Here is a 16501-nt window from a genome sequence, read left to right on the forward strand (position 1 = left end):
CGACCAATCCCGTCGGGAAAGTAACCCAGCCAAAAGAAAGCAAATTTTTGGCAAAATTCAAGAAATTCTCGCCGATGAAGTTCCCTATATTCCCCTTTGGCAAACCAAGGAATACGCTTTTGCTCGCAATGGCATCAGGGGAGTTATCATCAATCCCAGTCAAACTTTTCCCTTCTGGACAATCGCCAAAAAATCCTGATAATTAATTATTAGGAGTCAGCATTGAATCAGTTATCAGTTATTAGTTATCAGTTATCAGTTATCAGATGTGAGTTTTCAGTTCACTGATTACTGTTTACTGTTTACTGATCACTGAGAAAAAGCTCCCCGTCTCCCGTGTAAACTAAGGACATTCAATCATGCAAGGTTCAACGCTCGAAGATTCTCAACTCTCTGTCAATTATCATCACGAAACGGTGGAACACGGGCATCATGGCCACCCAGATCATCGCTTATTCGGTGTGGTTTTGTTTCTAGTGGCGGAAAGTTCCATCTTTTTAGGCTTATTTGCCGCTTTCTTGTTCTACCGTACCATGTTACCCGTTTGGCCCCCCGCCGGCACGCCAGAATTAGAGTTAACCCTACCGACAATTAACACAATTATTCTGGTGTCCAGTAGTTTTGTTATGCACATAGGACAAAAGGCGATTAAACAAAACAATAATGCCGGTTTACAATTGTGGTTCGGCATTACTGCTCTGATGGGAATTATCTTCCTTTGTGGTCAAGGATACGAATATTATCACGCTGAATTCGGTCTGACAACTAATGTTTTCACCAGCGCTTTTTATGCCTTAACCGGATTCCACGGTCTCCACGTTACCTTCGGTTTAGTGCTGATTCTATCTGTCCTCTGGCGTTCTCGTCAAAAAGACCACTATTCTAGTCAATCTCACTTTGGTGTGGAAGCAGCAGAATTATACTGGCATTTCGTCGATGTGGTCTGGATTATCCTGTTTTTACTGGTGTATATCTTGAGATAATTTTTGTTATTTACTAGGAGAAAAGGGCGATCAATTGATCGCCCTTTTTTGTATATTTCAATTTATAAGTAGTCGTACAAAATAAATTTCCTAGTGGTGAGAGGGAACTCCGGAACTGCGGAACGGGCAACAGAAAAGAAATACAGCGATTGTTGCTTTACGGAGAAATGGGTAATTAATTTTGTTTAGGTACTTAGCAATTCCTATACTGGTGAGTAGAGAACAGAGCCAATTGATAAATAATATAGGTGGGTTACGGCGAATACTAGATAATTTTCCCTAGCATAAATTGTCGTCGCCTAACCCACCCTACACCTAAAATTAACGACGACCGAATAAACTCCAACCTTTGCCACCACTAACGGCCGGTTCAGCTTTTTCAGCGACGGGAGCAACTTCTGCGGGGGTTTCCTCACCGGAAAGATTAGAAAGATCGTAGTTTTCTACTAGGAAAAGAGACGCTTTTTCAATAGTAGAATGATCCCAGAAAAGGGTGGAAGGTAACTCTTGACCGACCCAATCTTCTAGATCACCCACCATCGTTACCGCATCGATCGAATCTAAACCATAACGGGTTAAAGGTTCAGTCACATTAATCGTTTTGGCATCCAAAGATAACTGATCAGCTAACTGTTTAACTAACCAATTTTGTACCAGATTATTAAGATTGGAGCTGGAGTTCATGGGTTTTTTCCTCGGTAGTTTGTGAATGGGCTAATTGAAAAGGGGCGATCGAAAAATGTTGATTTTCTCGATATAATTTCAGCAATTCTTGGGCAACATTTTCTACATACACCTCAGATAGAGTGTAAGGCAGCGGCCGGAGAGTTCGCAGTAATCGGTGTAAACTCAACACCAACCATTCCCCCCGGGCAAAAAATTCACCCAAGATGGAACGATTATAAAGCCAAGTGTGTAAACAAGCAGAAGCAGCGTGTAAAGTACAGTATTTCTTGGCAATCTCGAACAATTCGGGTGATTGGTCGTGACCATACTCGAATTTCGATTGACTAATCTGTTCATCATGAGCATTTAGTTCCTCTAAAACTAAATTACCCAACATCAATAGATTTTCTAATACCTCTGGGTCCACTTCGTCAGAATTTTTCAATCCTTCCAGCATATCAAGGGCAATCTCTAAACCCTGTAGGGAATCATCCATTCCCCGGCCAAATAATTCTAAATTATTGGGTTCAAAGGGAGGAACTGACTTTTCTAGGCTAAAAATCGCCTCTAAACGGCTTTTTAACGCCGACATAGTGCGCGAGTTGCGTTTAGCCCGATATTTGGTTAAAGGACGCAATTGTAGGATTAAAGCATGAAGATTGACGATCGAACTGCCGTCAAACATACTGATAATCGAATTATCCCGCAGTAGCTTCTGGAAGATGCCGAATTCGTGTTCTTCTCGCATATAAAAACGCGATCCCAAGACCACATAAACACTATTAACCATCTCCTCCAGACGGACAGTAACAAAATATTTTACCACCGAAGCCCAGACGCTAAACTGTTCGGGGATAATATGAAAACCTCTCGCAGCCGGAATCGTCTCGCAATCACAAATAAGGATGTCAAGGAAAGCATCCACGAGAGTGCGCCGGGGTTGGGGCAAATCCATCACAGTTTTGTTATAGATTACCCGATTAACGGCAAAACTGAGGGTAGTTCTCAAAGCGGTATCGGCTGCCCCGTGGGAAAAAGCAGCGCACAACATTCGGGTAATCTGGAAACCTTTCAGGGCTAATTCTAAACCGTCTCCCTCCTCCCGTAAACGCATGGAATCGGGGACGAAACAATCTTTAAAACCAATGCCACTCATATCCGAGGCCCGCACACCATGGGTGTATATTTTCGGCAAATTATAGTATTTTTCGGGGTCTAATTGCCGTTTATCCACCATAAATAGGGTTAAACACTTCGGACCGCCGTTAGCATCGGTTTTCGCCAAAATAAAGGAAATTCCAGAGATAGTCGCCCGGTTAATCGGCCATTTCTCCCCATTGAGAATATAACCTCCTTCCACCTTCGTCGCAGTTAGATCACCATTGATCAGATCGCTACCGTGTTCCTTTTCCGAGTAACCCAGACACATCGCCCCATAGTCATCCATGATAAAACGGGCGAGCTTCTGTTTCTGTTCTGGGGTTCCCGCCATCCAGTTTAAAAACGACCAGAATAGGGTAGTAAAAGCGATGCCGATAGTTTGATCCCGTCGGGAAAGTACCCGCACAAAAGCGACAAATTCCTCAAAAGAGGTAAATTCACCGCCGCAATCGGTGGGAATGTAGTAGTGTGGGAGTTTCCAGTCGTATAACCAGCGAATTTCCTCGTGGGGAAATTCTTCGCTCTCGTCAATTTCGATCACCCGCTTGTAGGATAGAGGGTTATCGGGATTGAGAGGATCGCCTAAGTCTTTTTCCAGTGCTTCAGCAGTCCAGTATTGCTTAAGCTTTTTCATAGTGCCTCTAGGACAGATACAATGTGTTTTTCGTCAATGCCTTCGGTTAGAAGACCCGACCATGCACAAAAATTAATGACCATTCTAGACGTTTGACTGTAGAATAGCAACAATTACGCAATGTGCAACTAAAAACGACAGAATCAGGGGTCCAGAGGATACTTTATCTCTGCCGATTTCTGAAAGCCTTGGCAATCAAGACTAAAAATACAGTGGCACAGGGGAGCATCCCAATTTTGCCATAAGTATAAATGCTTAGAGACTAAAAACGTTAGCTAAGGCAAAATAAAGAGAAACAATTAAACGGTAGAATCATGAATACAGACCAAAAAGAACAACTAGATCAACATTTAAAAGCCATTGCTCAAATTCTAGTCGATAATACCCCAGAAGAACAACTACGTAGCTTTGAGGGCATTGAAACCGCCCTGCGAGACCATTGGCTGACTACATTGGGTCCTGCCATAGGCAATTTTTTTTTGAATCAGCAACAGGAACCCAAGCAGGGCGAACCAAAAGCGTAAGCAGTATCATAGGGAAAGTCAAGATAAGCGAGAAACAAGCCGATAAACTAGGATTAAGCAAGAATAATCGATTAAGTCCCATGCTGGAGAAATGTTGCTTAGGAGCAGTGGCTAAAGTCTCTTTTGAAGATGCGGAAAAAGATATCAAAATGGCGACAGGAATGGCAGTTTCAGGCAGTAGTCAACAGAGGCTTGTACAAAGATATAAATTTGAGGAAGCAGAAGCAAAGAGTCCGGTAGAAGCATTGAGTGTAGATGGAGGAAAAGTCAGAATCAGAACGCCCAAAGGACAACCGAGTCAATGGAGAGATTACAAAGCAGTAAGTCTGCATGGTCAAGAATGTGCGGGATTTTTTCAGCAAAATGAAGAATTACTGGAATGGGTGAACCGTCAGCCCTTAACAGAGGTAGTCACCTGTTTAGGAGATGGTCATGATGGGGTGTGGAATCTGATGGAGAAAATCGGTGTTAAAAGGAGAGAAATATTGGATTGGTATCATTTAGTAGAGAATATGAATAAAATAGGCGGGTCAAACAAGCGTCTGAATAGAATCAAAGAGAATTTATGGAAAGGAGAGGTGAAAAGAGTTTTAGAGGAATTAGAGGGATGCAAAAAGAAACAGGCTATAAATTTCACCAAATATGTCGATAAACATCGAGAAAGAATACCCAATTACGAACTCTATCAATCACAAGGGATTTGCATCGGTTCTGGAAGTGTAGAGTCAAAGATTAAGCAAATAGGTGCAAGAATGAAAATTGTGGGAGCACAATGGAAAGCAGAGAATGTTCCTCAGTATTTGAAGCTACGTTGTGCTTATCTCAACGGCGATATTGCCTGAGTATTTTTACTCATTGCAAAACTGGGATGCTCCCGCCCGCTTCTTTCAAAATTAGCAAGATTTTATCAGTTTGCAACACTATTCTAAAGTTAGCACCCATATCAAAAATTAGCTCTATCTTATGATATTCCAGTAACCTTTCCATCAGAGCCACTTGTGAAGTATTAAGATTATATCTCTTGACTTCAACCCCTAGTTTTCTGAACAGGTTTTTCAGGAATTTTTTAACCATTGATTGTAATTCGTCGAATTGTTGTTGATTGGTATTAAGTAATCCAAAGAAAAAATTATTTTCTTTTACAGTTGCTTGATAGTTTTCAATCCAATTTGTCGACCCGCCTCCTGTTATTAGGCAATTATAAACTCTTGAATAAATCAGTAGCTATCCCAGTCCACATTAATAAATATTAAGATTCATTAACGGCTGGTATGAAACATACCATATAGTTAATCTACTTGTCAACTAGGCACGTTATCTGCTACTCTGGAGTTAGAGTCCGTAGAGCAACTTAACTATTGTAACCATGAGCTTATATCTCGCTGAATCAAGTTCTGAAGTTTCAAGATATCCTCCCTATAAATTTCGATTAATTGCTTCCTTATTTCTAGCGAAAACTCAGGCTTAACCAAATTAGCGTTCTTTAAATTCATCGCCAGCTTTCTTCGTAAACCTTGTGGCATAATTGCTTTCACAGAAGTTTTTAGAAAATTTTGCTTAGATAATAACTCATGTAAAAACTTATTTTTAGGGATACCAGTAACATTATATTTAGTTGATGTATCGGGAATAAAATTGTCATCAACTTCCAAAAATTGGAAAATATCCTTGATTAAATCATAACGATTACTTCTTAAATCTTCGTAGAGATAAACTTTGATTTTACTAGAGTCAAATTTTTCAAAATATCGCTGTAATTGAGTATAATAAAATCCTCCGTCTACATAAAAGTATCCCCACCACCATTTGTTAAGAATTCTGTTATCTTCTTCCCGAAGGGCGGCACTAAAATCTAAGCAGTTTTCAAAGCCCTCTCGAGCATGATGCAAGAATTGCGAATACGCTCTTTCCACTGGATCTCGCAGTATTGCTATTAGTTTTACATCAGGGCAATAATACTTAATTCTTGCAGCCGCCTTAGCATGGTATAGATAACTAGGTGAGGCTTCACCTATGGCGATTTCATTCGTAACTCCCTGAAATTGTTCCATATAACTTTCAAAGCTAGTCTTAAAACCATCCAAATAACCTTCACTAATTGAACCTTTAGGATAGCTAATTTTTTCGCCCTCGAAAGCAAAAAAGTTAGTCTCCTTAATTGGTGTCATATAAATTTGTGGATGTTGGTTGAGCCAATCATAAAGGGAAGTCGTCCCCGCCTTGGCTGCTCCGATAATTAAAAAATTTGGCAATGCCATACTTTTACTTCCTCATACTTAAATGGTAATTCCCTAGAAACATCAATGATTGCGCTAACGTAAATTTATGCTTCAAACTCTTGCAGGCTAACAAATAATTATCTGGCTGCAGAATCAGAAAAATTTACATACTACAAGTCATAACCAAGTATTCGAGCAATATCTGTCGCTGAATTCGCAATAAACTCTATATCCAGATCAGATAATTCCTGTCCACCACTAGCAACTCCCTTTCGCACAAAGGGTATTTTCGCATTTATAATATTGGTAGACCTATGCTTTTTCTCTGAATCTTTCATTTTTTCTTTAGAACTTAAAGCAATAGCTTCATCTATCAATTTCTCATTGATTTTAATTCCAAAACAATCCATCACGGAAGATAATTGCAAGTGTGTGTCTTTTAAAAAATCCTCATATCTAAATATCTTAATGATCTGCCCACCCCCACCTCCATAGTTGTTGTAATACCATGATTTTGTATGTTCTGTCCATCTGTTAATTCCATATTTTGTATGTCTAATAAATTCTGAAATCTCTAACTTATCATCTATTTGTTTTCTATCTTTTAGGTAGTAATAATAGGAAATCATTACATCTCTAGGATCTCGGACAAGTAAAATGACTCTGTAGTAGTAAGGGTTATAGGCAGAGTGACTTTTAATAATTCTAGGTATATCTGTCCTGCCAAAAGAACCTCCTAGACGAAGATTGCCATCTCCTATTATTGAAGGTATGATATCTAAAATATTAAAGAAGTTAACATCTTGCTCAACATTATAATGGACTTTGAGAGCATTTGCTATCAGAAATCTCAACCAAGTGTTTCCCGATTTGGGATAGGATACTAAGAATACATCTTCCACTACATGATTTTTAGGTAGTGAGCGATTGTAGTACATTTTTTGGTATAAATTTCTCGGCAAATTTAAAACTTTTTGTCCTCTCAAGAAAAACCCACTAATATTGTTCATATAATTGCTATTTATTTTCATACATTAAATGTGTTGGTCTAGCCATTTATAATTTTATCATGAATAAGTAAATTATCTTGTCATCGTTGTGAGATTTTTATAAGGTAAGACCATATTTTTTTATCTGCAAGTAAGCGCCTATTCCAAACCCCAATCCAATATAAAATTGGGGGTAAGCGTGTCCAGTTGTCAAAAAAACAACGGTCCAAGCAAATAAGCCCGGCAGTACAGATAGCAGTGCCGTTCTCTTTTTTGGATCAAAACTCATTGGTTTTAATGCAGCTTTAATAAATAAGTAGGGAAAATATACGAAAAGAAAATACGATACAAGGCTGAATAATATCAAACCACCTTGAAGTAAAAAATTAAAGATGCCAATGTGAAAGTGATTGGTCATTTCATTCCTTACAGGAGTCCAGTAATTAGCCCCAATACCCCTACCAACTAGAAATTCTATATCTTGAAGACTTTGTATCCCAGAAATAACTTCTTCGATTCGCAACTCTGATGATCTATCTCCAGACTGTATCTGATAAAACCTCTCATATAATAATGTATCTTCAAATATTTCTGCTATGTTGAAATCGTTGAAAAAGATAAAAATAACTAATATCAGCAGTGCTATTAATAACATTTTAAAATTCCTTGAATTCAAAATAGAAGAACTATTATTCAACACTCCATTAGATGCTTTGTAGGATAAAATCATCAATGATAAAACAACTAAAACCAATATAGATAGTAAAATAGTTCTCTTAGCGTTTAAGAATCCCAATAGGTAAGCACGGCAAAAAATTGCTCCCCAAATTGGTATTGCCCAGATGAAGCTTATTCTACTTAAAATAGCCAGAGCAATACTGCTGGGAATTTCCAGTAGTGATGAATAGCGTGCATCTAGAAAGGTAACTACTCTTTCTTCAATTCCCGCAACATTTAATTTTCTTGCAATTATGGTTTGTGTGGTAGAATGAAACAGTACAAAAGTAGGCAATATTATAAAGGCAAGTAGTTGTAATTTAGGATAATAGGACTTAACAATTAGACGAAAAATAGCCAACCCTATGAACAAGCCAGAGAAAGCTTGAATATCTGATCTAATAAATTCAAATTCGTTATGAAAAATATACCAACCCATGAAAGTATATAGCAAGAGAGATAAAGAATAAAAAACACCTATTTTCCCCAACAAAATTTTGCGAAATTCTGAGTCTAATACAAAGGCAAATACTACACTAAAAGCAAGAGTTAATAAAGAAATACCTTGAAATACACTTATTTTTTTTTCTACGTCGATGCCTGCATTTAAATAATCGTTTATTAATATTAGAAACAAAGTTACATAGAAACTAAGCGTTGACAATAGCTGAGTAATAAATTGATTTTTTTTTGCTATAACTAAACTCATTTTAGCAGTCCTAATAATTGCGAATACAAAAACAACAAAAATGTTAAGTTTTGTATGGATAATCTAATCAAATTGCCGTAGATTTGATGCCCAATTTTTGGCGTACCCAGATAGCACTGATAATATTACCTACAATCATCGAGATTGCGGTGGCAGTGGCTGCACCATTCACCCCCCACTTCGGTATTAGTAGCCAATTAAGACAGACATTTAACAAAGCGGCAAATACCACAGTTGCTGCACTAAATTTAGCATGGCGGGTCATATTTAGCAATAGACCCACGGAACCAGTCAGAGCGTTAACCAGATAGCCAATACTCAAAATTATCAAAGCTGTTTGTCCCTGTATAAACTCAGCACCAAAAAGCTGTAAAATCGAGTATCTCAATGCAATCAACCCCAAAGTCATGACTAGAGCAAACAAGCTGATTAAACGAGTGCTATGAGTAACCAGCCTTTGCAGTTGTTCCCGCTTTCCCTCTGCATACAGTGTAGCAAAAGTTGGCGAAAGGACATTATTCAAGATTCCTAGGCCAAAAATAATCAGAGAAGTGACTCGACTGACTACTGCGTAAACTCCCACCGCACCCGCACCCTTGAAGGCACCGAGCATCAATATATCGATACGAGAGTTAATCACCGCTAGTCCTCCTAGCAAAATAAACGGTAAGCCGTCCTTGAGCCAAGTCAGAATTTTGTATTCAGGTTTAGCCTGTTTAACCTCTTGGGGAAGCACTCTGGCTAATAGTACCACACCAACGACAAAAGTAATGCCAAGAGATATCAATTTTAAGCCCATCACCCAGACAGTGATATTTTCTTGATTTCTAAGAAACCAGTAGCTAGAAATCGTCAGGATAATAAAAACTAAGGGAGCTAGTAGATTTTCTGGCATTTGCCCTAAAACCACCCTGTGTAAACCCGTCATCGTCGCTAGTCTCAAGCTAGTTAAAGAGACAATTGGTAAGGAAATCATCGCTACACACAGAGATGGTAATAAGTCCGGCTCCCTGACTTGTCCCCAGTTCAGAATAATAGCAATAGCAACTAATGCCATTAGGCTAGAAACTATGAAGACAATTGCATTTGCCCATTGTAATAGACCACGCATTAATCCCCAAGCTGACTGACTACTATAGATAGCCACTTCTCTGACTAATAAGTTATTAAAGCCTAGAGTCGCAGGAATGCCCAGCAAAGCCGGCCAAGTCATTGCATAAGTATAAACCCCAAAGCCATTTTTACCGAGCCAGCGAGCTAGAATAATACTGGTCAGAAAACTAAGGGTCATGAAAGCAACTCTTAAACCAAGAGAACCCGTCGCATCTCGAATTAAACGTTCTTTCAGTTTTAAGGGAGTTTTCTTCATCTTTTTCTTTGCTCCAGAGATGCTACTAAGTCCATCGTGAATAAACTTTTCTGATTTCTTCCTCCGTGTAAAAATGATTAAAGTATTTAGAACTGCACATCTCCTCTACATAAGATAGTGGTAATTTGAGATTTTGCTTAAATTCTTTATACGTATCTCGATAATTTTTATCTTCTCCCACGTTCGTCCTTACTAACTTAAATTCTTTTAAACCCAGAAATTCGGCGATTGCTTTTTCCTTTACACTGTCAGAGGTTTCTAGTTTGAGGATCAATAAATCCACATTATCTTTGTTAATTCTTAAATATCCCTGCTCTTTCGGAAAAGGATATTCATAAACATCTATCCCTAAAAATGGCTTGAAGTAATTATCGAACCAGTCTAGGGGAATCGAATGAGGGAAAAAATTGATAAATATATCCCTTAGCTCTTGGGGAGTAAAATTGGATTGTTCATACTTTTTCCCTGTTTCTCTTTCAAAGTTCTGAAAAAAAGCTGCAACATTTCTACCTATTGGTTCCCTAGTTAAAGAAATAATTTTTACCTGTTTTTTCGGAACGATTATCTTGTTATATAAAAACTCACCACGTCTGACTTGCTTTTCTCTGCCCAGTTTTAAGTTTAAAATTTCGTAAACCTTAGGATTGTAAAAGCTTCTATTATCAGCATTTTTGAGTAAAAAATGAACATGAAACAATGGCAAAATTGCTTTTTTTTCTAAGGATTTCATCACCGAGCTAGAACCAACTTTGCCCATTTGATAGATTATAATAGGTGTTTGATTAGTTGCATAAAGTTTGAATCGTAATTTTATGTCTTGCAGAACAATATTCAGCAGATAAGTCAGGTTATCAAGAAATTTAGACATTTGGTTTTTGCCTGTAGTTTAATTTTTTTACTCTACACCAGCGATACAGACGCTGAGTTCTCAATGAAGATAATCTATTTCAGCATCAATGTCAACCCAGGGTGGTAATTTTGGTAATTCTCAAGATAGTTGCTCAACTATCTCACTTACATTGAGGACACTAAGCAAACAAACGGATTTTACTGATTTTAAAGCTGTTTTTAGCCATTAATAAACTATTTTTTCGGCTTTATCCGTTAATTCTCTCTCCTTGTCCCAATTTTCCCCCTTTGCCCCGAAAAAACTCTTGGTCAACTAACCGCCTAATTATCTATTCCTGAGTGTAGAATGGCTACCTATGGATGCTCTGATTGGTCGGGGGGATTATCAGCAAGCTTGACCATAAGACGAGGCGGGACAAAAGTTAGCAGTTCTGGAAAAACTATAGTTGCCATTGTAGCATGGTGTTATGATGAAGCGGTAATTAATCGAGCCAGATTGCTACCGCAAAATCTTTTAAACCGCATCCACAGGGAAAACCGTAGTTTGGTTTTTTCGGCTATGATCTTTGCATAGCAATACTTTTAAGGGTTAATGACCTGCCAGTGAAATTCCAGTTCTCTAGCTGATTGCGGTTTATATCCTTAAAAGTGTCCCGAAGTCAATCTCAGCTTTAGATGTCATATTCCTTACTCTATAAGGGTTTGAGGCTATTTTAAATAGATACCATGTTTGGACAAATTCCCAAATTATTCTCAAGCTATACTGGCATACTAGATGCGGTTTAATAGAGTTATCCCTTGACTATTTGATTAATGATGAACAACCAACAAAACGGGGCTTTAAAAACCCAAAGCCAAGGAAATCTACCAGTTTTTGCCCAACCAGCTTTTATCCCCCCCCTGACGCAGGAAGAAGAGGAACTCAACCTGCGTCAAGTCCTTTCTGTCGTCAAGCATCGCTGGTGGATAATCGCTGGCATCACCCTAGGAGTAACAGGTGCGATCGCTGCTTGGACTTTCTTAAAAACCCCTATCTATCAAGGTAGATTCCTGCTGCTCATCGGTCAACCGATTGAGGAAAATAAAAATTCTCTCAAACTGGCAGCCCAAGATATCCTGCCTCAGTTGGGTGGAGAGAACATCGATTATGAAACCCAAATCGCTGTCCTGAAAAGTCCTCAACTCCTTAACCCCATCCTTAGTAAAATAACTCCTCAATATCCCGACTTTACCTACAGTGATTTAATTAGTAAAACTGGCAAATCTGATCTCAAAATTAGTCAATTAGAAGATACGAAAGTTTTAGAGATCGTTTACGAAAATGCAGAACCAGAAAAAATTAAGCTGGTTTTAGATAATTTAGCCCGTCATTACCTAAACTATAGTTCCCAGGAACGCAAGACCGAAATTAATCAAGGCTTGGATTTTGTTAACGCTCAATTGCCCGTGCTGCAGGAACGAGTTAATTCTCTACAAAAACAAATGCAGCAATTCCGGCAGCAATACAATTTCCTGGATCCCGACAAGGAAGCCACTCGTTTATCGCAACAGTTAACCAGCATCGAGCAGGAGTACAGAGTCGCCCAAGTTGCCCTTAACGAAATTAACTCTCGCTATCAAGCTTTACAGCAACAGGTGGGATTGGCCCCTAATCAAGCAATTATCGCCACTTATCTCAGTGAATCTCCCGGTTATCAAGATTTGCTCAAGCAGTTGCAAGAAGTGGAAGTGGAATTGGCGAAACAATCGGCAGTTTTTGCCAAGGATAGCCCGATAATCGCCACCCTAGAGGAAAAACGCGCTAATTTACTGCCCCTACTGCAAAACGAAGCCCAGAGAACCCTAGGGGAAAAACTGCCCCAGACAGTGGGTAATTCCCCGGCTTTGGTATCACGGAGCGCTCTGCGGGTAGAATTAACCCAACAATTGGTGGAAGCCGCTAACACCCGCCAAACCCTAGAAATTAAGGTAGAATCCCTTGCCCGGGCCCTGGAACAACAGAAAGGCTCGGTCAAAAATCTGGCGGTTTTAGCCCGTCGTTATACGGATTTGCAGCGAGAATTGGAAATTGCCACCACCAGTCTCGGTCGTTTTCTGGAGGAACAACAAAAACTCCAACTCAAGGTGGCACAACAAGTGGTGCCTTGGCAACTAATTTCCCCTCCAGAAGTAGAGGAAGATTTCGTTTCTCCTAAACCCGTGCGAAATCTCGCTTTAGGGGTTATTGGTGGCCTGTTACTAGGCCTAGGGGCAGCCTTTTTAGCTGAAAGATTAGATCCCGTTCATCATAGTGCAGATGAACTAAAAGAAGATACCAAACTGCCCCTTTTAGGCGCAATTCCCTGGCAAAAAGACCTCGATAAGATCGAAAAAGTGATCACCGCCGCCCTACCCCAGTTAACAGTCGCTGGTCAACAACTTACTATCCCTAATACCACTGCGAAATCAGCCAACGAAAACCCCTACTACTATAATTTCTCCCCCTTCTCGGAGGCTTTCCACACTCTTAACACCAATATTCGCCTCCTCGGTTCCGATTCCCCCCTCAAGTCCCTCGTGATTAGTTCTGTATCACCGGGAGATGGTAAAACTACTACGGCAATAAATATCGCTAAGGCTGCCGCTCGTATGGGACAAAAAGTCTTATTGGTGGATGCCGACCTGCGACGACCCCAGATTCACCTACGACTTAATCTCGATAACGACCACGGCCTTAGTAATGTCCTCGCCGAGGGTCTCGATTGGAACGAGGCGATTCAATCCCTGCCCCGCCACGAGAATTTATCGATTCTTACCGCCGGTTCAATTCCCCCAGATCCAACCCGCTTGCTTTCTTCCCAGAGAATGCAGGAGATGATCTCGCAATTACAGCAAGACCACGCCTTCGATCTAATTATCTACGATCTACCACCGATCGCCGCTTTTGCCGATGCGAAAATTCTCGCCGCCATGGCCACTGGCCTAATTCTCGTCACCAAACTGGGCAAAACCGATCGCTTTGTGCTGAAAAATCTGCTCGAAGACCTGAGATTATCCCACATTTCCGTGTTAGGCTTAGTGGCTAATAATGTTAGTCGGAAAGACCACAATTATCGTTACTATGGCCATTACTACGGCAAAAGATAATTAAATTAAAGATAGATCCCCCCTGCCCCCCTTAATAAGGGAGGTGCCGATCCCCCCTGCCCCCCTTATTAAGGGGGGATTAAGGGGGGATCCCCCCTTATCAAGGGGGGATCAGAGGCAAAATCTATCTTCTATTTAATTATAACCACTTACTTATCAACTTTTAATTGATGTTAAATGCGGGTTTTAATTTGGTATCGCAATGATCTGCGGGTTCACGATCACGAGGCAATTTATCAAGCTGTTCAAGAACAATTCGAGATAATTCCCTTCTATTGTTTTGATGAGCGTCAATTTGGTTTTACTTCCTACGGGTTTCCAAAAACTGGCAAGTTCCGGGCTAAATTTTTATTAGAAAGCGTAGCAGATTTGCGACAATCTCTGGAAAGTTTAGGCGGTAATTTAATTATCCGACGGGGAAAACCAGAAGACATTATCCCACAATTAGTTCAAGAATTGCAGATAGCCAAGGTTTATTATCATCAAGAGGTAACAGCAGAGGAATTAGCGGTAGAAAAAGCGGTAAATAAGGCTTTATCCGGGGTTCCTGTGCAGATAAAAACTTTTTGGACAGCCACTTTATACCATCCTGATGACTTACCTTTTACCCTTAATCAATTACCAGAATTATTTACTAATTTTCGTAAACAAGTAGAACGTTATTGGCAAATAAGAGCAACTTATCCCACGCCGAAAAAGTTGACAAAATTGCCTAAAATAGAGTTGGGAAACCTTCCCAGTTTAAACGATTTAGGCTTAACAGAATCAATTCTAGACCGGGGAGGTGTTTTGTCGTTTCAAGGGGGTGAAATGGCAGGAAAATCAAGGGTTAAAGAATATATTTGGGATAGTGATTCCTTAAAAACCTATAAGGAAACCCGCAATGAAATGTTAGGGACTAATTATTCCTCAAAATTCTCAGCTTGGTTAAGTTTTGGCTGTCTTTCCCCCCGTTATATCTACGAGGAAGTACAAAAGTATGAGCAAACGAGAGTAAAAAATGACTCTACCTATTGGCTGATTTTTGAATTATTATGGCGAGATTTTTTCCGATTTATTTGCAGTAAACACGGGAATAAAATCTTCTATAAATCTGGTTTGCAAGAACTTTATTTACCTTGGCTAGAAGATTGGGAAAGATTTAATCTCTGGTGTGAGGGAAAAACCGGTTATCCCCTTGTAGATGCTAATATGAGAGAATTAGCCGCTACAGGATTTATGTCGAATCGTGGCCGGCAAAATGTCGCTAGTTTTCTGAGCAAAAATCTCGGTATTGATTGGTGTATGGGAGCAGAATGGTTCGAGTCGTTATTAATTGATTACGATGTCTGTAGTAATTGGGGTAATTGGAATTACACTGCTGGTGTCGGCAATGACGCGCGAGGATTTCGTTATTTTAATATCCCTAAACAGTCGAAAGATTATGATCCCAAAGGTGATTATTTACGTCACTGGTTGCCCGAATTAGCCCTAATAAAAGGCGATAAAATTCACGAACCTTATAAATTATCTCCAGAGGAACAAAAGCGTTATGGTGTGATTTTAGGGGTTAATTATCCTCGTCCCATTGTCGATTTTTTTCGATCGATCAAACACAACGAAAAAATTTATCTTCAGCATTTCAGTGAACAGTAATCAGTAATCAGTGGACTTCTACATAATATTATCTCAAGACTAAAATTTTGTCTAGACAAGCAACTTACCCAAATAAAAATGATTTTAATGTCCCCAGATTTTTTCTGTTAAATTGAATGAACAACGATAGATATATATTTGGATTATCGAACTATTTATTAGTACAAATAATCAAATCAAGCTCTGATTGGGTTATAATTTTTGCAGATGTCTAATCAACTGAAAACTCACATCTGATAACTGATAACTGATAACTGATAACTGATAACTGATAACTCACATCTGATAACTGATAACTGATAACTGATAACTGATAACTGATAACTGATAACTGATAACTGATAACTGATAACTGACCCAAACACATCTATCTATCTATTTTAAGAACTTATGAAAACAGCGTGGATATTCCCGGGACAAGGATCGCAAGCGTTAGGAATGATTGGAGATTTAGCGGAAAGTGCGCTTGGCCAAGAGAGATTAGAAATAGCAGAAAGAATCCTCGGTTGGTCAGTCCTGGAAAAATGTCAAGGGGATGAAGAAACCCTATCTCGTACTCTTTATACTCAACCTTGTTTATTTGTGGTGGAGAGTATTTTAGCGGATTTGTTACAAGAAAAAGGTCATTTTCCCGATCTAGTTGCTGGTCATAGTCTCGGTGAATATTCCGCTTTATATGCGGCCCGGGTGTTTAATTTTGAGACAGGATTAAATCTAGTTCAAAACCGTTCCCGTTTGATGGATGCGGCCGAAGGTGGTAAAATGGCCGCCTTAATGAAATTTGATCGCACCAGTCTAGAGACAGTGATTAATCAGACGGAAAATGTAGTTATTGCTAATGATAATAGTGCTGAACAAGTGGTAATTTCTGGGACTCCTGAAGCGGTGGATTTGGTATTAGGTCAAGTGAAAGTTAAGCG

13 protein-coding genes and 1 pseudogene are annotated in these 16501 nt (G+C 39.4%); 6 read left to right on the forward strand and 8 right to left on the reverse strand.

Annotated elements, in window-relative coordinates:
• A pseudogene (locus tag PX482_RS26905) lies at window positions 1-199 on the forward strand (ABC transporter substrate-binding protein); the annotation flags it as partial.
• A gap of 160 nt (window positions 200-359) precedes the next feature.
• The gene (locus tag PX482_RS26910; RefSeq protein ID WP_002796799.1) at window positions 360-983 is read left to right on the forward strand and encodes a cytochrome c oxidase subunit 3; all 624 of its coding nucleotides are present in this window, start codon (window positions 360-362) and stop codon (window positions 981-983) included.
• Between the two features lie 321 nt (window positions 984-1304).
• Here PX482_RS26910 and PX482_RS26915 read toward each other — a convergent pair whose 3' ends face one another.
• Window positions 1305-1667: an acyl carrier protein gene (locus PX482_RS26915; protein ID WP_002758399.1), complete on the reverse strand. Its 363-nt coding sequence runs from the start codon at window positions 1665-1667 to the stop codon at window positions 1305-1307.
• The gene (locus PX482_RS26920) at window positions 1645-3444 is read right to left on the reverse strand and encodes an acyl-CoA dehydrogenase family protein (RefSeq protein ID WP_288094280.1); all 1800 of its coding nucleotides are present in this window, start codon (window positions 3442-3444) and stop codon (window positions 1645-1647) included. The genes PX482_RS26915 and PX482_RS26920 overlap by 23 nt, the downstream gene beginning before the upstream one ends.
• Window positions 3445-3758: 314 nt before the next feature.
• Between PX482_RS26920 and PX482_RS26925 the strand changes: the two genes are divergently transcribed.
• Window positions 3759-4810, forward strand: a protein-coding gene (locus PX482_RS26925; protein ID WP_288095410.1) for an ISKra4-like element ISMae18 family transposase whose coding sequence is annotated in 2 segments (ribosomal slippage) — window positions 3759-3915 and window positions 3915-4810 — 1053 coding nt in all. Because the reading frame shifts where the segments join, the coding sequence is not laid out codon by codon here.
• Between the two features lie 10 nt (window positions 4811-4820).
• On the opposite strand, the gene PX482_RS26930 is transcribed toward PX482_RS26925, so the two are convergent.
• The 6 genes from PX482_RS26930 to PX482_RS26955 all read right to left on the reverse strand — a co-directional run bounded on the left by PX482_RS26930 (window position 4821) and on the right by PX482_RS26955 (window position 10839).
• Window positions 4821-5042 carry a hypothetical protein gene (locus tag PX482_RS26930; RefSeq protein ID WP_288024857.1) on the reverse strand — a complete coding sequence of 74 codons (222 nt, stop codon included), beginning with the start codon at window positions 5040-5042 and terminating at the stop codon, window positions 4821-4823.
• A 281-nt stretch (window positions 5043-5323) separates the two neighbouring features.
• Window positions 5324-6226 carry a sulfotransferase family protein gene (locus PX482_RS26935; protein WP_288024854.1) on the reverse strand — a complete coding sequence of 301 codons (903 nt, stop codon included), beginning with the start codon at window positions 6224-6226 and terminating at the stop codon, window positions 5324-5326.
• Window positions 6227-6357: 131 nt separating this feature from the next.
• Complete coding sequence (locus PX482_RS26940; protein WP_288096619.1) at window positions 6358-7197, reverse strand: sulfotransferase domain-containing protein; 840 nt, start codon at window positions 7195-7197, stop codon at window positions 6358-6360.
• Between the two features lie 97 nt (window positions 7198-7294).
• A complete protein-coding gene (locus PX482_RS26945) occupies window positions 7295-8602 on the reverse strand; it encodes a hypothetical protein (protein ID WP_288025807.1) in 1308 nt (435 codons plus the stop codon).
• A 67-nt stretch (window positions 8603-8669) separates the two neighbouring features.
• A complete protein-coding gene (locus tag PX482_RS26950; protein WP_288025805.1) occupies window positions 8670-9971 on the reverse strand; it encodes a flippase in 1302 nt (433 codons plus the stop codon).
• Window positions 9972-9996: 25 nt separating this feature from the next.
• The gene (locus PX482_RS26955) at window positions 9997-10839 is read right to left on the reverse strand and encodes a putative capsular polysaccharide synthesis family protein (RefSeq protein WP_288025803.1); all 843 of its coding nucleotides are present in this window, start codon (window positions 10837-10839) and stop codon (window positions 9997-9999) included.
• 794 nt (window positions 10840-11633) lie between these two features.
• Here PX482_RS26955 and PX482_RS26960 point away from each other — a divergent pair.
• The 3 genes from PX482_RS26960 to PX482_RS26970 all read left to right on the forward strand — a co-directional run.
• The gene (locus PX482_RS26960; RefSeq protein WP_288096614.1) at window positions 11634-13946 is read left to right on the forward strand and encodes a GumC family protein; all 2313 of its coding nucleotides are present in this window, start codon (window positions 11634-11636) and stop codon (window positions 13944-13946) included.
• Between the two features lie 177 nt (window positions 13947-14123).
• On the forward strand, window positions 14124-15581 hold the full coding sequence (locus PX482_RS26965; RefSeq protein WP_002756763.1) for a DASH family cryptochrome: 1458 nt from the start codon (window positions 14124-14126) through the stop codon (window positions 15579-15581).
• Between the two features lie 390 nt (window positions 15582-15971).
• The coding region (locus tag PX482_RS26970) for an acyltransferase domain-containing protein (RefSeq protein ID WP_288123255.1) at window positions 15972-16501 on the forward strand (530 nt) is incomplete at its 3' end.

It is taken from the genome of Microcystis sp. M53602_WE12 (genome assembly GCF_030065455.1).
Taxonomy (GTDB): Bacteria; Cyanobacteriota; Cyanobacteriia; order Cyanobacteriales; family Microcystaceae; genus Microcystis; species Microcystis aeruginosa.